The sequence below is a fragment of the Streptococcus sp. ALY_211 genome, assembly GCF_058314555.1.
The window spans coordinates 31540-52481 of the sequence record NZ_JBZFUN010000004.1 but is presented as its reverse complement, the minus strand read 5'-3'; the positions used below and the strand labels follow the sequence as shown (position 1 = coordinate 52481).

Below are 20942 nucleotides of genomic sequence, written 5' to 3'. Positions count from 1 at the left end.
AAGGTTCCTATCCTCACTGGATTAGGAACCTTTTTCTTACTTAGCATAATCAATAGCCCGTAATTCACGAATAACAGTAACTTTGATATTACCGGGATAGTCAAGATTATCCTCAATTTTTTTACGAACCTTATGCGACAAGATCGTAACCTCATCGTCTGAGACTTTTCCAGGTTGCACCATGATACGAATTTCACGACCGGCTTGCAGAGCAAAACTCGACTCAACACCTTCAAAGCTAGAAGCTATATCTTCCAGATCACGCAAACGTTTAATATAGTTTTCTATAGATTCATTGCGAGCCCCTGGACGAGCTGAGCTGAGCGCATCCGCAGCTGCAACCAGAACTGCAATAACACTCTCAGGCTCAACATCCCCGTGGTGGCTAGCAATCGCATTGACAACAACAGGATTTTCCTTGTACTTTCTAGCAAATTCAGTTCCAATCTCAACATGGCTACCCTCTAGATCGCGATCCAAGGCTTTTCCCATATCGTGCAAGAACCCTGCTCGACGAGCCAAGGCAACATTCTCACCAAGTTCTCCAGCCAAAATGCCAGCCAACTTACCAACCTCAACAGAATGCCGAAGAACATTTTGACCATAGGACGTCCGATACTGCAAACGTCCCATAATCTTAATAAGATCTGGATGTAGATTAGGTGCCCCAATCTCATATGCAGCAGCCTCACCCGCTTCACGAATGCGATTATCCATTTCCCGCCGATTTTTTTCAACCAGCTCCTCAATCCGAGCAGGATGAATACGTCCGTCTTGAATAAGGGCTTCCAGGGTCATCCGAGCAATCTCACGACGGATAGGATCAAAGCCTGAAAGGACAACCACTTCCGGTGTATCATCAATAATAATATCAATCCCTGTCAAGCTTTCCAAGGTTCGAATATTGCGTCCTTCACGACCAATAATGCGCCCCTTCATGCTGTCATCAGGCAGATGCACTGTCGTAATCGTTTGTTCAGCCACATAGTCACCAGCCAAGCGTTGCATAGCTTGAGCTAACATACTCTTAGCCTTATTATCCACTGAGCGTGACACTTCCTCATCTGCTTCTCGAATGCGAGTCGCAATATCTTGGGTCAGATTTTTTTCTGTATCAGCCAAGATAATTGCTTTGGCTTCCTCAGCCGATAAGTTAGCGATTCGTTCCAACTCAGCTTGTTTATCTTCTTCGATTTTTGCGATTTTTGCCTCTCGCTCATCTATATGTTTAGATCTATCTGAAAGACTTTGTTCCTTACTGTCCAACACTTTTTCTTTGCTAGACAAATTCTCATCCTTGCGATCAAGACTAGTCGCACGTTCGCTCAGACGCGACTCCATCTGCTTCAACTCTTGTTTATCAGACTTAAATTCTTTATCAACTTCTTCGCGATATTTTCTGGCTTCTTCCTTAGCATCAAGAAGCATAGCTTTACGTTCCGCCTTGATGTCCAACTGCGCTGTTTGCTGCATAGCGTCAGCGTCATCCTTGGCTTTTTCACGGATCGTTACAGCTTCTTGCTCAGCATTTGCAAGGACCAAGGCTGCAGCTTCACGATCTGCCTTAGTCTTAGCCATCATAGCAACATAGCCAATCACTAAACCGATGAGGATCGCAACAAGCGCTAAAATAGTTTCTAGCATGTTTTAACCTCAACTCTAATACATTTTTTCCTTAAAAGGCTAACCTTAAGTCTACCACATTTAAGAGAATAACTCAATAATCTGATAAAACTCCTATATGTCGCAGATTTTGAGAAAGAGATCTATACAAAAACAAGAGAAACGCTTAAAAGACGAAAAACTCACCACTTAAACCAAGTTCTCCTCGTCTCCATAAGCACAATTGACCAGATTATGTTATGATAAGAAAAATAGATTGCTGAAAGGACGATAGCTATGTCAAAAGAAGTTACTGTTGAAAGTTTTGAACTAGACCACACTGCTGTAAAAGCACCTTATGTTAGACTTATTTCGGAAGAGCAAGGCCCTTTGGGGGACACTATTACAAACTTTGATCTCCGCCTAGTCCAACCTAATGAAAATGCCATTGATACAGCTGGACTACACACTATTGAGCACCTACTAGCCAAGCTCATCCGCCAACGCATGGACGGTTTAATCGACTGCTCACCTTTTGGCTGCCGCACAGGTTTTCATATGATTTTTTGGGGTAAACAAGATGCCAACAAAATCGCAAAAGTCATCACCTCATCCTTAGAAGCCATCGCCAATCAAGTCACTTGGGAAGATGTCCCAGGAACAACGATTGAGTCTTGCGGCAACTACAAAGATCACAGCCTTCACTCTGCCAAAGAATGGGTAAAATTGATTTTATCACAAGGAATCTCAGACGATCCTTTTAAGCGCCATATCGTTTAAAAGAATTCCCCTTTATCTACTTTACACAATCGCAAAAAGTCAAACAGCGGTGATCCATTAATGTGAAATCTCTAATAAGCTGTTCATAAGACTGAACGAAGGCAACAAGTCTAATCTCCAAGCACGGTATCAGTCCGATAATTCTAGTACAATACAAAAGAGTCTGGATTTTTCCAGACTCTTTTGCAGTTTATCAAGATTTTAGTAATCGGCCTTATCAGCACGACCCTTGGCATTACCAAAGAAGTATCCAGTTTGTGCATTGATACTGAAAAGATAAGTCCCATCAGCCTTATACATGTTGTAATAGCCATGCCCATTGATAATATTTACAGGCTCTAAAATAAAATTATTACCAGTAAAATGTCCACGCTGCTGAGCAGTTGCAATAATCTTTTCTAGAACACCTTCTCCGAATATCCAAGCTGTATTGTTAACATCTTGGACGACTGTCGCATTATAGGGAACACGACTGCGATCACGCTGCAGAATAGCAGGATCATAGTTCGTAATACCTGCTTGGCGAATATTTCCCTTGGCAGCTGGTGCCGATGGCGTTGAACCTGAACCAGAGCCTGATCCAGATCCTGGATTTGAGCTACCACCACCTTGGCTTGGTGCTGAAGAGGATGGACTAGACGGCGCAGGCGTTGCCTGAGCAGATCCATTACCTGATGCTCCCTGCTTATTAGCGCTTGAAGTCTTCTTATTCTTAGAAGCTTTCAACTGTTTCTTACCCTCAGCAATGGCTTTTTGGATTAATTTATCCAATTTAGCATTACCAGTCTTCAGCACATCATCAGACAGGTTATCAAAATTAGCAGACTTCTTGACACTAACCTTTTTGACAAGAGCGCCATCTACGATAATATCCTTATTAAAGAGACCATTGATGGTCTTAATAGCTGTGACCTGCTGATCTAAATTATCAAAATCCGTTTTCGCATCATCGTAATAAGATGTCCCTTTTAGGGCATTGAGCTGATTCTCTAAATCATCTATCTCAGAGAATTTATCATTATCTAGCTCCGTCTGATCCTTATCGATAAAAAACGAATTATAGGTCTTCTCAAAGGCTTGGTAGTCACTCTTACCAGAATCACTAGAAGACGTTTGTGAGCTAACAGTTGTTTTGGAATTATTATTCCAAGTATTAAGACCATAGCCCAAGCCTAGCAAAACAATAGCAGAGACCAAGATCCCCGATGTGATCGCAATGACTTTTTTCTTAGAAGCCTTACGGTCTTCCTCATAAAAACCGTACGTGTCCTCATCATCTAATGCATCGTTTCTAGGCTGCTCTGATCTTAGATTCAAAGAAGCAGGAACAGCTTTTTCCTCATCAGGTATGACAATCTCACTTGGTGCCGCTTGCTGAGCCACTCCCTCTTCTATTGAAGAGGGAGCCTCTTGAACTTCCGAATCAGGAAAATCTGCTGTCGCCACCTCAGATGACTGAGGACTGACCGAACTAGCAGGACCTTCAGTAGAGTTCAACAATCCTTTATCAACTAAATCTTCTTTTTGGCGCTGAATAAAGGTATCTAATGATGATGTATCAATACCGTTGAAATCTGAGAGCTTTCCTGAATATTTTTGAGCAGCAACCTTTTCCGGATTTTGCTTAATATATTTATCCAAGACGCTATCTTCTGGAGTAATACCAGCTTCAATTTCCTTATGCTTTTTCAGAGCATCTTGAATGGTTAGATCTTTAGCATCCTCAAACTCGAGGTTCTTCTCGTCCTTATCCATATCAATCCTTTCCGATACTATCTAATCGTTTCTGTCTCCTACCAAAATATTGGTAGAGATCCACCCGCAATGTTCCATTATAAAGCTTACGCTTTTTAGTTGCCGGGCTACCATACTTTAATTCAAAGTTTTCATCATTTGTCAAAATAAACTTGCTCCATGTTTCTAATGGCGCAAAAGTTTGACCCATTTCATTATACAAGATATCAACCGCTTTGTCATTCAGGAGTCTCTCACCATAAGGCGGATTGGAAACAAGCACGCCATTGGTCTTATCCGTATGTAAATCTTGAAGCCGCATTTGCTTAAACTTAATCACATCTCCAAGACCCGCTTCCAGAGCATTTGCCTTAGCAATTTCAACCATACGTGCATCAATATCACTTCCCTCAATATCAAGAGAAATATCATAGTTAGCTTGTGCTTCAGCATCATCACGAACCTTTTGTACCAAGTCGTGAGGCACCCAATTCCAAGACTCAAAAGCAAAACTACGATTGAAACCAGGCGCAATATTCATCCCAATCATTGCGGCCTCGATACAAAAAGTTCCGGATCCGCAAGTTGGATCAATCAGAGGCTTATCAGGATACCAATTAGACAAGAGCAAAATAGCAGCCGCCATGTTTTCCTTAATAGGAGCGCCCCCCTTATCGGTACGATAGCCCCTCTTAAAAAGACTATCGCCGGTCGTATCGATCATGACCGTCGCCCAGTCCTTACGAATAGCGATTTCAAGCGAATAGGTCGCTCCGGTCTCTGGCAAAGGAACACTATCTGGACGATGGTAATATTTTTGTAGCTTTTTAACAATCGCTTTTTTAGTAATTGCTTGCACACTAGGTTCATTATGAAGCTTAGAGCGAACAGATTTAGCCTTAGCTACTGGAAACTTAGCTCCGAGAGGCAGGTATTTTTCCCAATCCAAGGCAAAAACTCCCTGAAAAAGTTGTTCAAAAGTTTTAGCTTCAAATTCGCCAACGACGATCTTCACCCTATCGGCTGCACGCAGCCAAAGATTAGCTTCAGCAATCGTTTGGACATCTCCCTTAAAGCGAACACGCCCATTCTCTACTTGACAATCAATTCCTCTGTCTCGAATTTCCCGGCCAACAACAGCTTCTAAACCAGCTGCAGCAGTTGCTACAAGTTCAAATCGTTCCTTCATGACATTCCCCATCTTGTCCTTAGTTCACCTTACAAATAAAAGCTAGCCTAAGCTAGCTTTACAACCTATTATGCAATTCTCTATAAGCCATGTTTTGTTCCAGAGATACTAGGCTATATCTCTTTCGATAATCATCTGTCTACTGCCTAAGCAGTCGAGATGGTCCGTTCGTCTTCCAGCCATCCCATGCCCCGACCAATATTTGGGTTGCTAGCTTGAGGGGTTTACCGCGTTCCACCTTCTTAGTTTCCCAAGAAGCTACGTCACTGTGGCACTTTCAGGAAACAAGGACCTATCCAACAGACGTAGCCCTTGTCACTCCGCCGTAATGTCATTTAAGACATCCCTAGGCTTATGGATTCACCTAGCACAAACACTACTGGCATCACAGCCAGTGCTAGCATGGACTTTCCTCATGCCACCGTAAAGACGACATGCGATTATCCAAAAATTGCACAGTTGACCTAGTTATTAGTCAACAATCTGTTTACCAAATACTTCTTTTTCCAAACGGCTGACACGCTTCAACAAATCAATATTGCTAGCTTGTGCCGAAACAGCGCTGGCTGTACGCACTCCATCGTTTCCAAAGGAGAAGGTCCCTGTTGTAGAAGGTTGTGACTCAGCATTTTTCAAGTCGGCCTTCAACTTCTCATTTTCCTTACGAAGGGCTGCTACTTGCGCAGCATAAGTCGTATAATCCTGAATGACACTGTCCAAAAATTCGTCTATTTCAGCTCTGTCATACCCACGCATGCTCTTTTTAAAGTCATAATCAGCGATTTCTTCTGGGCTAAAATTAATACTTGCCATTACTATCTCCATACCTATCAAATTTATCTTGTAACTTGTCGATGACAAGCACTAATCGATATAATTATATCGTCAATAATTTCAAAAAGCAAGAATTTATCATTGGTCCTCAGATAAAATTTCATTGAGCCGATCAAAAGTTAAAAAATCAACTGGATAACCCTGAGTCTCTCGCATCATTTGAATAAAATAGTTCAACTTACTCTGACCAGCGTCCTCATCGTAAAAAACATAGGCTTGATCAGTATTATGAATCAAAAATTGATGGTACTGACGAAATTGCCTAGGATTATGATAAGCTTCATAACTATACTTAACAAAATCAGCTTGCTGGTAACGTCTCAACTTTTCTTGATTAGACTCATTCCAATTTTGACCATGAGTCTGAAAAGGAAAAATAGCTGCTGTTTGAAAGCCATACTCCTCCTTTAAAGACTCCGCCACCTCAAAAGCCCAGTACTCAAAGCCTAGATTTCCAGTAAAAATCAGCCATTCCATGCCCTGATCACAATAACTAAGAAGATCTCTTTCGATTGCTTTTTTGATGACAGATATTTTAGGATCCTTATCATTAAATATGCCAAGTTCAAAACTTTTATAGCCAGCTACAAGAATTGAAGTCATAGTCTGTATTCCTTTACGCTTTTATGGTATAATATTCGGGATTATGGAGTTTTACCCATAGAGGTGAGGAGCAATATGGTCAAATACCCACATAACTTGCTTCGTAAGCCAGCCACACAATCAACGAATCGTATTGAAAAAACAACGGATTTTGCTAATCGTGGAATGAGCTTTGAAGCGGCAATCAATAAAACCAATGATTACTACCTATCACATGGTATAGCAGTCATCCACAAAAAACCGACACCTGTTCAAATCGTTAAAGTTGACTATCCTAAAAGAAGTCGAGCCAAAATCGTGGAAGCTTACTTCCGGCAAGCATCTACAACCGATTACTCAGGAGTCTATAAGGGACATTATATTGACTTCGAAGCCAAGGAAACTCGTCAAAAAGCAGCCATGCCTATGAAAAATTTCCATGCTCACCAAGTCAAGCACATGCAACAAGTCCTTGATCAAGATGGTATATGCTTTGTACTCCTACATTTTTCAACACTCAAGCAAACCTATCTGCTACCCGCTAAAGAGTTGATCTCCTTTTATCAGATAGACCATGGTAGCAAATCTATGCCACTTGATTATATCAAAAAAAGGGGCATAGAACTTGAGCAAGGTGCTTTCCCACAGGTTCCTTATCTAGCTACTATTGATCACTATTTTTTAAATGAAAGTAAAGACGTATGAACAAAAATAATTTTATTTCCTCTCTTAAAAGTCGAATTGGGAAACGTGTTCCCGAAGAGCCAGGCCGTTCTCGTTCTAATTACAGGTCATTGTCTCGAAAGCAAAGAATCCTAAAGATTGCCAAGTATGCCTTTGGTATTCTTTTCTCCTTACTCTTGGTTGTTTTGATTGCCGGTGGTCTCTTATTTACCTACTATATCAGTACAGCTCCTGCTCTATCTCAAAAACAGTTGGTGGCGACTAATTCTAGCATCCTCTATGACAAGGACAATAATAAAATTGCCGACTTAGGGGCTGAAAAGCGAATCAGCGCTAAGACAGATACGATTCCTGTCAATTTGGTCAATGCCATCACAGCTATTGAAGACCACCGTTTCTATAAACACCGTGGTGTTGATATTTATCGTATCATCGGTGCCGCTTGGAACAACCTTATTAGCTCAAGTACTCAAGGTGGATCGACTCTCGACCAACAGTTGATCAAGCTAGCTTATTTCTCAACTGATAATTCTGACCGAACCTTGAAGCGTAAGTCTCAAGAAGCCTGGTTGGCTATCCAAATGGAGAGAAAATACAGCAAAGAAGAAATCTTAACATTCTACGTCAATAAGGTTTACATGGGAAACGGATACTATGGTATGCAGACAGCAGCCAATGGCTACTATGGTAAAACCCTAACAGATCTATCCATTCCTCAATTAGCGCTCTTGGCTGGTCTTCCAAACGCTCCAACTCTCTATGATCCTTATGTCAATCCTGAGCAATCCAAAAAACGCAGGGATACCGTTCTTTCTGAAATGTATGAGGTCGGTAGTATTGATAAAAGCACCTATGACAAGGCAGTTGCAACACCTATCGATGATGGCCTAATCCCTCAGACTAAAAAATCAAGCTATGATGCCTACCTAGATAATTACATTAAGGAAGTCGTCAAGCAAGTTTCTGACAAAACAGGAGCTGATGTTTATAGCGCTGGTCTCAAAGTCTATACCAACGTCGATACTGATGCACAAAAGCAACTCTATGATATTATCAACAGCGATGATCATGTAGCCTATCCAGATAAGAAACTTCAAGTCGCTTCTACCGTTGTTGATGTATCCAATGGTAATGTGGTTGCCCAAATAGGGGCTCGCCATCAAGGACAAGGTGTATCCATGGGAACCAACCAAGCTACACTAACCGATCGTGACTGGGGTTCTACCATGAAACCCATCACTGATTATGGCCCTGCTCTAGAGTATGGCGTCTATAATTCAACAGGAGCTTCCATTGATGACAGCCCTTATAACTTCCCTGGAACAGGAACGCCTGTCTACAACTGGGACCGCAAATATCAAGGCAACATTTCGATTGAAACAGCTGTCCAGCAATCTCGTAACGTCCCAGCCGTCAAAACACTGGAAGCTGTCGGTCTCGACAAGGCCAAAAATTTCTTAGGCGGTCTTGGCATTGAATATCCTGATTTAGTTTATGCTAATGCCATTTCAAGTAACACGAGCAGTTCAGACCAAAAGTATGGTGCTAGCTCTGAAAAGATGGCAGCAGCCTATGCAGCCTTCTCAAACGGCGGAACCTACTATGAACCACTCTACATCAATAAAGTTGAATTCAGTGATGACACTGACCAAACCTTCTCCTCACCAGGTAAGCAAGCTATGTCTGAAGACACAGCATACATGATGGTCGATATGCTCAAATCTGTCCTCGATGGTGGTACCGGTGCAGGTGAAAAAGCTAATGTAGCAGGAGCTATCAACGCTGGTAAGACAGGAACATCTAACTATTCTGATGATGAACTGTATCAAGTCGAATCTAAGACCGGAGTCTACAGTGACTCTGTCGGGACTATGGCACCAGACGAAACCTTTGTCGGAATCACTCCAATGTATTCTATTGCTGTATGGACAGGGTATAAGGATCGACTCACACCACTCTATGGTTCTAGCCTTGATATTGCAGCTTTAGTCTACAGCTCAATGAGTAGCTATCTCTTTGAAACAGATGGCAGTGGCTCAGATGACTGGACTATGCCAGCAGGGGTCTACCGCTCTGGTTCCTTTGTCAGCAAGAGCGGTTATCAAGCTAGCTTTAGCTCATCATCCAGCTCATCTTCATCAGGTTCGTCATCTTCTAGCTCACAAAGCGGTAATGACACTTCTCAATCCTCCAGTTCCCAAGCACAAGAGTCGTCATCTAGCTCATCTAATCAAGACGACGGTGAAGAGGAAGATCAAGCTGAGCCAGAATCATTCGAATAAAAAAATTCGGGAAATCCCGAATTTTTTTATTGATTACATCCAAGCAAGTGCCCCCATTGGATCCCAAGGAGCAAGAATGGTTGGCTCAGATTCATAAGCAGCTAGCTCCTCCTCCGTTAACAAATCTTTACGAATAACGATCTGGTAGGTATACTCATCCATCCAAGCATCTGTAGCTACAAAATAACCATCCTTACCAACTTTATCTCCCCATGAATTTTCAACCTTCCATTTTAGAGGATGTCCCTCTTCATCGAGATCAACTCCTGTCAAAACCATAGCATGAGTCATCAAACTTTCGCTATAATCTAGGCGCCCAGCCTTATCTTGGACTAAAGCAATATCTAGACCTTGCTCAAAATCATAGAGACCTTGAGCCATCAACCCTGCCTGACGATCACTAATTTGACCAACATCAGATCCAAACCAAACGGTTTCACCCGCCTTCATTTGTGCGATAGCCAACTCTTTAAACCGTTTCATATCTAAGTTAATATAGCGAACAGGACGACTACCAACAACATTACCAAGAAGCTCAACAGTATAAGATTTACCAAAAGGCTTATCAGCTGTTGGAGCATTGATAATAGAGACATAATCATCCAATTTTATCCCAACATACTTATCATAAAATTCCTGAGGAGTAATCGCCACATCCTTATGGAAGTTCCCATCTTGATCACGATAAGCAAAGTCAAACTGACGTGGTGGTAATCCGAGATTAACAGCCAAAAAATTAAAGATTTCTTGGAGAAGTTCCTTTTTTCTAGCTTCTACAGTGTCTCTATCCTCACCAGAAGTCATCAGCTCACGCAGAATTTGAGCATCCTGCCGCAAAATTTTATTAAGGTATTGGTTGAGTTCACGACTATTGCTTGATGATACAGACTCAGGATAGACAGACTGGGGAACAACACCATATTTCTCAAAGAGAGAGACCACCATGTCCCACTGACCACCATCTTGTTGAGGCACATCGAGCAAGAATTTCACCTTACGACTTCCTAAGTCTTGATCAGCTGTTGCAATAATTTGCTCCAAGAACCAGTTTGATTTTTCATACTTATCCCAGAAAAAAGTATGAGCCTGTGAGAGTTCAAAATTTTCCAGTTTAAACTCAGATATCAACTTATGACGAAAAGTATTGAGGGCAGCAAACATCCAACAACGACCAGATTGTTTTTGATTAGCTACCTTATCATCTGTCAAATCAATAGAAAAAGCAAAATCATTTTGACTAACCAGCGCACGATTCTCTAAACTTTTGAGCAAACCAGCATTGGTCACAGCATTTTCAAGCGAACGGTATTTAGGATTAGCTTCAAAATCAGCAAATAACTTATCTGTAAAACTTTGATCAATTTTTGACATAGGATTCTCCTTAATGCATGTGATATAAATCATTATAGTACTTATCTTAGAATATGCAAGACTACTAAAAAGTTCCCCCTATAGCTTCATGTGACTATCTGGTGGTCACCGTCCACTATAAAGGGAACTCTATCTATAGGATCCTTTGCTGATTGATTCAGTTAGCAAAAAATCTAAAGTTGACTATCGCTTATTTAGCAATTTTTGCGAAGTATTCAAGCGTACGAACCAATTGTGAAGTGTAAGACATTTCATTGTCATACCATGCAACAGTCTTAACCAATTGTGTACCGTCTGCACCTTCAGTAACTTCTGTCTGAGTAGCGTCAAACAATGAGCCAAATGACATACCAACGATGTCTGATGAAACAATCTCATCAGTGTTGTAACCATAAGATTCATTAGCTGCTGCCTTCATAGCTGCATTAACATCGTCAACAGTAACTTTCTTGTCAAGAACTGAAACCAATTCAGTCAATGAGCCTGTTGGAATTGGAACACGTTGAGCATGTCCTTGCAACTTACCATTCAACTCTGGCAAAACAAGACCAATAGCTTTAGCCGCACCTGTTGAGTTTGGAACAATGTTAGCTGCCGCTGCACGAGCACGACGGAAATCACCCTTACGATGTGGACCGTCAAGAATCATTTGGTCTCCAGTGTAGCCATGAATAGTAGTCATAGTACCAGCTTTGATGCCGAAGTTCTTGTTCAAAGCATCTGCCATTGGTGCAAGACAGTTAGTTGTACATGAACCAGCTGAAATAACTGTTTCAGTACCATCAAGAACATCATGGTTAGTGTTGAAGACGATAGTCTTAACATCATTACCACCAGGAGCAGTAATGACAACCTTCTTAGCACCTCCATCGTGCAAGTGCTTTTCAGCAGCTTCCTTAGTGGCAAAGAAACCTGTTGCTTCAAGAACAATTTCAACACCATCGTTAGCCCAGTCAATTTGTTCTGGGTCACGTTCTGCTGAAACTTTGACGAATTGACCGTTGACTTCAAAACCACCGTCTTTTACGTCAACAGTTCCGTCAAAACGACCTTGTGTTGTATCATATTTCAGCAAGTGTGCAAGCATTGCTGGGTCTGTAAGGTCATTGATGCGAGCTACTTCAACACCTTCAACGTTTTGGATACGACGGAAAGCCAAACGTCCAATACGTCCGAATCCGTTAATACCAACTTTAACTACCATATGACATGTCCTCCTTATATAAGGCTAGAAAACTGGGAACAAGTCCCCCTACATATGTAAAAGTGTAACCTAAACGATTACTAACCCCTTTACGCCTTCATTATAGTCCAACTCTATTTAAAATCCCAACTATTTGCTTATTATTTTCTAAAACTTTTAAAATAAATCAACCATTACTATCATCCAAGATGCAACCTTACTTTACCATATACAAAAAAAGAGGCTGAGATAAAAGTTCTCAGCCTCTTTTAGATTAAAGGCTTGTTAAGGCCTTAATCTTTTTTACCTTTATAGTAAGCCAAATTCATCGCTACTGCAAGGGATACAACCCCCATACCAAAGGCTACTAGACCGTAACTATCATCACCAGTCTCTGGCAAACCAGATTCTGACTGCTGAGGAGTTGATACTGAAACTTTCCCCTTAGGCTTATTCGCAGTAGGAATTTCAGGATCAGGTTTTGTAGTAACTTCGGTAACGTAGTTCTTATGCCATTCTACTACTGGAACCTCTGGTTCAACTGGTGGTACCGGCTCATTTGGAACAACAACCACAATAGTTGTCGGTGGGGTTGGTTCCGTTGGCGGCGTTGGCTCATTCGGTTCTGTTGGTTCTTCTGGAACCTCAATGATCACCTTAGTTGGTGGCGTTGGTTCCGTTGGCGGCGTTGGCTCATTCGGTTCTGTTGGTTCTTCTGGAACCTCAACGATCACCTTAGTTGGTGGCGTTGGTTCCGTTGGTGGCGTTGGTTCATCTGGGACAGATGGAATATCTACCACTGGCTTAACCTCTGGAGCTGCCGGTGGAGTCGGTGGTGTTGGCTCATCTGGCACAGATGGAATGTCTACCACTGGCTTAACCTCTGGTGCCGTCGGTGGAGTCGGTGGTGTTGGCTCATCTGGCACAGATGGAATGTCTACCACTGGCTTAACCTCTGGTGCCGTCGGTGGAGTCGGTGGTGTTGGCTCATCTGGCACAGATGGAATGTCTACCACTGGCTTAACCTCTGGAGCTGCCGGTGGAGTCGGTGGTGTTGGCTCATCTGGCACAGATGGAATATCTACCACTGGCTTAACCTCTGGTGCCGTCGGTGGAGTCGGTGGTGTTGGCTCATCTGGGACAGATGGAATGTCTACCACTGGCTTAACCTCTGGTGCCGTCGGTGGAGTCGGTGGCGTTGGTTCACTTGGAACTGGTGGAATATCCAACTTAGGTGTTGGTGTTACCGGAGTCGGTGGCGTTGGCTCCGTCGGCGGTGTTGGCACATCAGGAACATCAAGGGTTGGTTTATCCGTTGGCTCCGTCGGTGGGGTCGGTGGCGTTGGCTCCGTCGGTGGCGTTGGAACTGTCACCGTTTTTGGTGTTGGTGGCGTTGGTGGCGTTGGTTTTTCTGGTGCCTTTGGCTCCTCTCCCGGATCCTTAGGGAATCCGACATTAGAGTTAATAGCAAACCAATAAACCGTTGGCTGACCTTCAGCGTTAGCACCAGTTGCAGTAAAGACTAAATGACCATCTGTCATCTTAACCCCTGCACCACCATAATAAAGATATGGAGAGTCAGCATCATCCCAACCGCGTAAGGTAGGGGTTGTCTCACCATTAAAGACAGCACCATGTTCGATATACTGATTGTCTTTTTCTGATGTCACTTCCTTGGTAGCTGGATTATAGGTGACACTTGAGTTTGGAATAGCGACAAACTCTTTATCACCGATATTAACAAACTCTTGGTGCTTGATCGATTGGAATTTCTTCCTAGGCGTAAAGGTAATCAAACCAGAAGCTGGATCAACCACATAGCTTCCCAAAACATCATCTTGATCACCAAATTTATATTCTTCAAGCCCCGTTGAGTGACCATTTCCGCCACCTGAAGCATAAACTGAATTACCAAAAACAGGTGTTTCTTTTTCTATAAACCAACTGCCATTCCAACCAGCTTTTTGAGCAATGATCTTAAGCGGGTTAGACTCTGAAATGTTAACAGTCTTGTCGCCGAAATCAGCATAACCTGACTTGACAACTGGCGCACCATTATTCAGATTAGGTGAACTGCCATCCGCATAAGGATTCCAAGTCCCACGAACGGTATTGCCGTTAACATCTTTTGCTTCTACAAGCAATTCACGTGGTTTATCAGAACCATTAGCATAAGCGGCACCATCCCAGTGGTTGAGAGAGTTGAGGGCAACGATAGCCTTACGTTGAGAAAGGTCATACATATCACCATTTTCATCGTAAAATTCAACATCAACTGCAACCTTGATTGGCTCATTAGCTTTGTCAGTCGACGCACCAACCGTTAGCGTAATCGTTGGATCGGCATCAACCTTAGCGATCCCTTTACCATCATTAGATGGTAGGTTGAGAATCTCATAACGATAGATGACACGGCTGATATCACGCTCAACGCCATCAACAATCATCTTAGACTTAGAAAGACCATCGTAGGTAACAGAGAACTTATCTCCAACCTTGATGCTCAACCATTCAGCTTCGTTATTGGCATAAGGGCTTGTGCTGACAACATCACCATTTCCCAGTTTATTAGAGTCATACTGTTTAACCCCACCATCATTGGCTAGGCGTTGTTGCGCAGCTCGAGTCACATAAGAGCTGATACCATCAATCTTGTGAGTCGCACTAGGTTCACGTAGGAAGGTCAATTCTTGGGCTGCTTGCGTCTGGGTCAAACCAGTATCAGCCAAGAATTTATCATAAGCTTCTTTAGCGTTTTCATACTGCTTCAGAGCAGTTTCATATTCTAGAAGCTTAGTATTGTAATCAATTGTATCTTTTTCAAACTGCTCTTTATCAGCATTATACTTAGCTTCTGCTTCCGCATTCGCCTTATCAGCTGCTTCTTTTTCAGCTACTTTAGCGTCATATTCAGCCTTATCAGCATCGTACTTAGCCTTGGCCTGATCATACTCAGCTTTTTTAGCATCGTATTCAGCCTTGGCTGTATTATAAGCATCCCATGCTGCTTGATTGTCTGCTTGGATCTGCGTGTTTTCCGCTTCTGCTGCGGCCTTGTCCGCTACCGCTTTATCATAAGCTGCCTTGTCTTGCTCGTACTGCTCTTTTGCAGCTTCATAAGCAGCTTGAGCTTGTTCGTACTGGGCTTGCGCTGCTGCGTTATCCGCTTCAATCTGCGTATTCTTAGCTTCAACGTCAGCTTTATCTGCTACCGCTTTATCATAAGCTGCCTTGTCTTGCTCGTACTGGGCTTGCGCTGCTTCATACGCTGCGTGTGCTTGCTCATAGGCTGCTTGCGCTGCTGCGTTATCCGCTTCAATCTGCGTATTCTTAGCTTCAACGTCAGCTTTATCTGCTACCGCTTTATCGTAAGCTGCCTTGTCTTGCTCGTACTGAGCTTGAGCTGCTTCATACGCTGCGTGTGCTTGCTCATAGGCTGCTTGCGCTGCTGCGTTATCCGCTTCAATCTGCGTATTCTTAGCTTCAACGTCAGCTTTATCTGCTACCGCTTTATCGTAAGCTGCCTTGTCTTGCTCGTACTGAGCTTGAGCTGCTTCATACGCTGCTTGCGCCTGCTCATAGGCTGCTTGCGCTGCTGCGTTATCCGCTTCAATCTGCGTATTCTTAGCTTCAACGTCAGCTTTATCTGCTACCGCTTTATCGTAAGCTGCCTTGTCTTGCTCGTACTGGGCTTGCGCCGCTTCATAGGCTGCTTGCGCCTGCTCATAGGCTGCTTGCGCTGCTGCGTTATCCGCTTGGATTTGCGTATTCTTAGCTTCAACGTCAGCTTTATCTGCTACCGCTTTATCGTAAGCTGCCTTGTCTTGCTCGTACTGAGCTTGCGCCGCTTCATAGGCTGCTTGTGCCTGCTCATAGGCTGCTTGCGCTGCTGCGTTATCTGCTTGGATTTGCGTGTTTTGAGCTTGCGCTGCGGCCTTGTCCGCTACAGCTTTATCATAAGCTGCCTTGTCTTGCTCGTACTGGGCTTGCGCCGCTTCATACGCTGCTTGGGCCTGCTCATAGGCGGCTTGCGCTGCTGCGTTATCTGCTTGGATTTGCATGTTTTGCGCTTCTGCTGCGGCCTTGTCCGCTACAGCTTTATCATAAGCTGCCTTGTCTTGCTCGTACTGAGCCTTAGATTGATTATAAAACGACAAAGCAGTCTCATAAGCTAATTGATTGGCAGCATTGATCTGATCAGCTTCTGCTTTTTCAGCTGTCTTAGTATCGAAATCTGCCTTATCAGTATCATACTTAGCCTTGTCTTGGTCGTACTGGGCCTTATCTTGCTCGTACTGTGCCTTAGCAGTATTGTAGGCCGCTAGGGCTTCTTGATACTTAGCTTCTGCCTCCGCATTCGCCTTGTCAGCTGCTGCTTTTTCGGCTGTCTTAGTATCAAAATCTGCCTTTGCTAGCTCATATTTTTTCTTATCTTCATGATATTGCGCCAACAAAGCATCGTATTTACTCTTTTCGGCATTATAAGTTGCCAAAGCTTCCTGATACTTGGCTTCATTTTCTGCATTAATACGATCAGCTTCTGCCTTTTCAGCTACTTTATTGTCAAATTCAAGCTTACTTTTATTGTAATTCTCAACAGCTTGCTGATACTGAGCCTTAGACACCTGATACTCATTCAACGTTGTATTAATAGCTTGAGCCTGAGCCTCATTATCAGCTATAGCAGCTTCTACAGATGGTTGATTTTTAGGAGCTGTCTCCTTCACTTCAACACCTTCTTTTTCAGCTGCTTCCTTGGCTTGCTCCAACTCAGGAGATACTACTTCAGATGTTGTCACAGTAGTATTACCTTGCTGATCCTCACTAACCACACGAACCTCATCAGACTCAGTCTGAGCAAGTGTAGAGCTAGAATCTGTCGCTTGAGCTGCCGAACTCTCTTGATTAGAGCTGTTTTCAGCAGCTGTTGAAGCCACCGTACCAGAATTAACTTCATCAGCTTTTACTGAACCGTTACCGATAGCAAATAGAGCTGTCCCCAACAAAACAGAGGCTGCTCCAAAGCTATATTTTCTAATCGAAAAACGCTGTTTTCTATTCATTTTTAATTCTCTCCAACACTATTATTCTTCTCTAAAAGTACATCACAACTACTACATACTCATATCATAGCAAAATTATTGTAATCTTCAAGAACTTTATCCTTAAGATTAAACTTTTCATAGTAGTAACTATCGATACTACGAAACCATATGGACCAAATAGCCAGTAGAAAGAGCGATCTCATCAATCCGATGGCAAGAGCAGGTTTTTAAGATGCTTTTGATAATCTTGTGATACCTCAATCTTTTCAATCCTATTAATAGCAACTAATTCCGACTGGCGCTTAGCCAGTTCCGCCTGCCACTTTTCATGAAAATCTTTAGAACCATACTTGTCTTTCACTAGCGTGTCCATGATATTAACCGTATCAATATAGGCGATAGCCTGAACACGCAAGTCATCATTTTTAAAAGGCTTTGACTCAAATTCCTTGACCTGGTCTAATTCCTTGCCAACCATTGTGCGGTATTCTTCTTTAGAATAATGCTTATGAGAAAGCGTATCTGTATAAGACCATTGATCTTCCAACCCATGGGCAACCGCACTAACAAATTGCTTGTCATAATAAGTCACATAGTGATTAACTGATAATAGATATAAACGACTACTCAACCCTATTAGAACAATAACAATTCCAAGCGTCAATAGCATTATTTTTCTACTAGTTATAAACTTCTTATTCAGCTAAAAACCCTCCCATTAAAAAACATTTAACGCTATAATACACAGTTTAAGACAGTGGAATAAAATTCCTTGCGCTCAACTGATACTAGCAGCCTCCTTTACAGCATTAGACATCTCTAAAACTATAATAAGGTAGAAAGCGTTACAGCTACCAAAATATGATGAGACTGCCTCTATCCCCCAGTTTATTATCATACACAAGTATGTTTAAAATTACCTAATACTTCCGTATTTATTCTGAATTTTATGAAATCTATAAGGTAAGCTGGTGTCAATCCTCTATTAAAAAACAATGATTAGAAAGACAGACCATTATGACAATAAATGATATTTTTGAATTCAATAGCAAAAATGATATAATGAGCAGGAGATTCATGCTACAGCCACGTCAACTACGATGCCTTCATGACCTCAAATGGAATCTGGAAAATCAGAGTCTCTCTGGAGCCAGTACTTATCAGGTGTTAATACTGAAATAATAAAATAGCTCTATACGAAAGGAAACTATTAATCTTATGATGAATATGCAGTCAATGATGAAGCAAGCACAAAAGCTACAAAAGCAAATGGAACAAAAACAAAGCGAGCTAGCTGCCCAAGAATTTATCGGAAAGTCTGCTCAGGATCTAGTTGTAGCAACTTTGACAGGCGATAAAAAATTAGTCGCTATTGACTTTCAAGAAGCTGTCGTTGATCCAGAAGATCTGGAAACCTTATCCGACATGACCGCCCAAGCTGTCAATGACGCCCTTGATCAAATTGACGAAGCGACAAAAAAATCAATGGGCGCTTTTGCTGGTAAATTACCATTTTAAACCTATAAAAAACGAGACCTTAAAGTCTCGTTTTTCTTATTTTTCCTTCACTATTTCTAGACAATAGGACTTTTGGTGGCAGTGAGGACAGCTTAGTTTGCGGGTACGTGGTGTGTGACCTGCAATGGCAAACTCTCTAAAATCAGGAGTAAAAACCTGATGGCAGTTTGGGCAGAGATAAACAAGCCCTCTTTGCCGGTGCAGAAGCCAAGCAGTTAAGGAAACAATAAAGACTGGTATGGCACCAAAGCTCAACCATCTCGTTTTTAGGAAATAGCCATCGATAACCTCGACAGCGACGTAAATAGCTATCATGAGTATAATAACAGCATTGGTTTTTAAAAAATAGCGGCGCCATTGATCTTGTGTTTTCATTTTTATGGACATGTCTCTCAATTTTTCAATGGATGAGTTCGTTTGTTGGCTAAGTGATTTCTTAAGACGATTTGCCTTATCCAATTTTTCTTTTTGAGACTGGATACCTGAATCAAGATGATGAATGTTATCCTCCAGCAAAAGACTAAGCACTTGATTGGCATTATCCTCTAATAAGATTTTCTTAATCTGTTCGATCGAAAAATCTATTTCTCGTAGGAAACTGATGACCTCAAGACGCTGACGATCCTTTTCCGAATACAGCCGTCGTCCACCTTCTGATAGTTCAGTCGGTGGTAAGATTCCTCTTTGGTCGTAGTATTGAACAGTCCTCACAGAAACGCTTGCTAATTTTGCCAACTCTCCTGTTGAATACAATTGAGACATGCTTACCTCCTTTAGCGTGTTTTTTGTAAAATCATTGCTTCTTATGTGCACACATTCAATTGATTTACACCCATAATGTACTTTATTACCTTAGGTCATATGCAAGTCCTAACGCAAGGTGATTTTTTATTTTTTCAATTTTTTTGGGGTATTAATTGACAATCTTGTCAATCCAGTAGATCGTCAAGAGCTGCAAAAGGATTTGTCTGTACTAGCTACTTCTTGAGTTTCAAGATAGGACTTATTATTGTCAAATTCTAGGAAAGCCTCATAGACGCTCGCCGTCATGCGAGCATCTTCCAAACTATCGTGGCCATGCCCTTTGATCCCTAAAAAGTCAGCAACACTGGTTAATTTAAGATTGATAATCCCATTTAAATCGGTACTTCTACGCTCAAAGGCTTCATCATACACATCAACCACATACTGCTCTGTCAGATCAAGCCCGTTAGCTATCAATATAGGCAAATCAGACTTGAGAGCATTGTAGCCAATGAGCGGTGTCTTCCCAACAAAAATAGCAAAATCAGCTATAACCGTCTCGATTTTTGGAGCATTCGCAATTTTTTCGGCGGTAATCCCGGTCAAACCATTGATAAAGCTCTGTAGAGGTACTTCTGAGTACACATAAGAGTCAAAGGCATCGACTTCCCTATGATCCTTATATTTAACAGCTGACACTTGAATGATATGACTAATATCATCTACCGTATTAAACTCTAGATCAAATACAATATAATCTTTTAAAACCTTCATAACAACCATCCTTTCAATAAAAAAAGAAGAGTTCCTCAACTCCTCCTTCATTGCTATTAGCGACCAAAAAGGCGCTGAAAAAATCCTTTTTTTTGATTCATTTGTATTTCTTCAACTTGTGTACGAGCTTCGTCTAATTCTAACTTAAGATTCTCACTGTCTTGCATAGCAGTCAAAGTCAACTGTTGCTGCTGGTCCAGTTGCTTATCTTTCTCAGCAATCTGAACGTCCTTGATCCCCAGCTGTTCATTCATAGCAGATAGCTGCTCATCTTTGGCTTTTAGCTGATGATAAAGTCGTGTGATTTCAGCATTTTTCTCATCTACCAAAATTTCCATCAACTCACGTTGCTGAGTCTCTTCACTAACAGGCTCATCCTCAAAAATAGTTTTTTTATAGATTTCCTCAAGCTTAATCAAGCCGCCACGATTAACAACCGTTACTCCCTTTTCATTTTTATCAACAAACTCCTCAGGAAGTGACTTAACACGATTATTAACGGCCTGGCGACTGACACCAAGTATCTCAGCTAATTCACTGACTGTTTTTTCAATAGCCATATCATCCTCTTTTATCCGAAAATTCTTATAAAATAGTATCATAATGGCCTTTTACTGTCA

16 protein-coding genes and 1 other RNA gene are annotated in these 20942 nt (G+C 42.0%); 4 read left to right on the top strand and 13 right to left on the bottom strand.

Annotation, left to right across the window (positions count from 1 at the left end):
* Positions 1 to 36: 36 nt before the first annotated feature.
* Positions 37 to 1644, bottom strand: a complete 1608-nt coding sequence (locus AC4HAJ_RS04765) for a ribonuclease Y (protein ID WP_491079016.1) — start codon at positions 1642 to 1644, stop codon at positions 37 to 39.
* A 255-nt stretch (positions 1645 to 1899) separates the two neighbouring features.
* Between AC4HAJ_RS04765 and AC4HAJ_RS04760 the strand changes: the two genes are divergently transcribed.
* Positions 1900 to 2382 (top strand): S-ribosylhomocysteine lyase, encoded by a 483-nt coding sequence (locus AC4HAJ_RS04760; protein ID WP_491079015.1) that lies wholly within the window; start codon positions 1900 to 1902, stop codon positions 2380 to 2382.
* Positions 2383 to 2583: 201 nt separating this feature from the next.
* On the opposite strand, the gene AC4HAJ_RS04755 is transcribed toward AC4HAJ_RS04760, so the two are convergent.
* From AC4HAJ_RS04755 to AC4HAJ_RS04735, 5 genes are all read right to left on the bottom strand, one after another.
* Entirely contained in the window at positions 2584 to 4137 is a 1554-nt protein-coding gene (locus tag AC4HAJ_RS04755) for a cell division site-positioning protein MapZ family protein (protein WP_491079014.1), read from the bottom strand.
* A gap of 1 nt (position 4138) precedes the next feature.
* Positions 4139 to 5305: a THUMP domain-containing class I SAM-dependent RNA methyltransferase gene (locus AC4HAJ_RS04750; RefSeq protein ID WP_491079013.1), complete on the bottom strand. Its 1167-nt coding sequence runs from the start codon at positions 5303 to 5305 to the stop codon at positions 4139 to 4141.
* A 78-nt stretch (positions 5306 to 5383) separates the two neighbouring features.
* Positions 5384 to 5757: RNase P RNA component class B (rnpB, locus tag AC4HAJ_RS04745), an RNA gene on the bottom strand.
* 19 nt (positions 5758 to 5776) lie between these two features.
* Positions 5777 to 6118, bottom strand: coding sequence for a cell division regulator GpsB (gpsB, locus tag AC4HAJ_RS04740; protein WP_491079012.1), 342 nt, complete (start codon positions 6116 to 6118; stop codon positions 5777 to 5779).
* Between the two features lie 99 nt (positions 6119 to 6217).
* Positions 6218 to 6742 carry an SLOG family protein gene (locus AC4HAJ_RS04735; RefSeq protein WP_491079011.1) on the bottom strand — a complete coding sequence of 175 codons (525 nt, stop codon included), beginning with the start codon at positions 6740 to 6742 and terminating at the stop codon, positions 6218 to 6220.
* 75 nt (positions 6743 to 6817) lie between these two features.
* On the opposite strand from AC4HAJ_RS04735, the gene recU reads away from it, so the two are divergent.
* Together recU and pbp1a are read left to right on the top strand one after the other, a co-directional pair.
* A complete protein-coding gene (gene recU, locus AC4HAJ_RS04730) occupies positions 6818 to 7426 on the top strand; it encodes a Holliday junction resolvase RecU (protein ID WP_491079010.1) in 609 nt (202 codons plus the stop codon).
* Positions 7423 to 9687, top strand: coding sequence for a penicillin-binding protein PBP1A (pbp1a, locus tag AC4HAJ_RS04725; RefSeq protein WP_491079009.1), 2265 nt, complete (start codon positions 7423 to 7425; stop codon positions 9685 to 9687). Before recU ends, pbp1a begins: the two co-directional genes overlap by 4 nt.
* Positions 9688 to 9720: 33 nt before the next feature.
* Here pbp1a and pepC read toward each other — a convergent pair whose 3' ends face one another.
* The 4 genes from pepC to AC4HAJ_RS04705 form a co-directional block, all read right to left on the bottom strand.
* A complete protein-coding gene (pepC, locus tag AC4HAJ_RS04720) occupies positions 9721 to 11058 on the bottom strand; it encodes an aminopeptidase C (protein WP_491079008.1) in 1338 nt (445 codons plus the stop codon).
* A 190-nt stretch (positions 11059 to 11248) separates the two neighbouring features.
* On the bottom strand, positions 11249 to 12262 hold the full coding sequence (gap, locus tag AC4HAJ_RS04715) for a type I glyceraldehyde-3-phosphate dehydrogenase (RefSeq protein ID WP_491079007.1): 1014 nt from the start codon (positions 12260 to 12262) through the stop codon (positions 11249 to 11251).
* 272 nt (positions 12263 to 12534) lie between these two features.
* A complete protein-coding gene (locus AC4HAJ_RS04710) occupies positions 12535 to 17304 on the bottom strand; it encodes a GbpC/Spa domain-containing protein (protein WP_491079006.1) in 4770 nt (1589 codons plus the stop codon).
* Positions 17305 to 17488: 184 nt separating this feature from the next.
* Positions 17489 to 17878: a hypothetical protein gene (locus AC4HAJ_RS04705; RefSeq protein ID WP_491079005.1), complete on the bottom strand. Its 390-nt coding sequence runs from the start codon at positions 17876 to 17878 to the stop codon at positions 17489 to 17491.
* 626 nt (positions 17879 to 18504) lie between these two features.
* On the opposite strand from AC4HAJ_RS04705, the gene AC4HAJ_RS04700 reads away from it, so the two are divergent.
* Entirely contained in the window at positions 18505 to 18804 is a 300-nt protein-coding gene (locus tag AC4HAJ_RS04700) for a YbaB/EbfC family nucleoid-associated protein (protein WP_491079004.1), read from the top strand.
* 36 nt (positions 18805 to 18840) lie between these two features.
* On the opposite strand, the gene AC4HAJ_RS04695 is transcribed toward AC4HAJ_RS04700, so the two are convergent.
* From AC4HAJ_RS04695 to AC4HAJ_RS04685, 3 genes are all read right to left on the bottom strand, one after another.
* Positions 18841 to 19566 carry a MerR family transcriptional regulator gene (locus tag AC4HAJ_RS04695; RefSeq protein ID WP_491079003.1) on the bottom strand — a complete coding sequence of 242 codons (726 nt, stop codon included), beginning with the start codon at positions 19564 to 19566 and terminating at the stop codon, positions 18841 to 18843.
* Positions 19567 to 19749: 183 nt separating this feature from the next.
* Positions 19750 to 20322, bottom strand: a complete 573-nt coding sequence (locus AC4HAJ_RS04690; protein WP_491079002.1) for a 3'-5' exonuclease — start codon at positions 20320 to 20322, stop codon at positions 19750 to 19752.
* Positions 20323 to 20378: 56 nt separating this feature from the next.
* Positions 20379 to 20882, bottom strand: a complete 504-nt coding sequence (locus tag AC4HAJ_RS04685; RefSeq protein WP_491079001.1) for a DUF536 domain-containing protein — start codon at positions 20880 to 20882, stop codon at positions 20379 to 20381.
* Positions 20883 to 20942 lie beyond the last annotated feature (60 nt).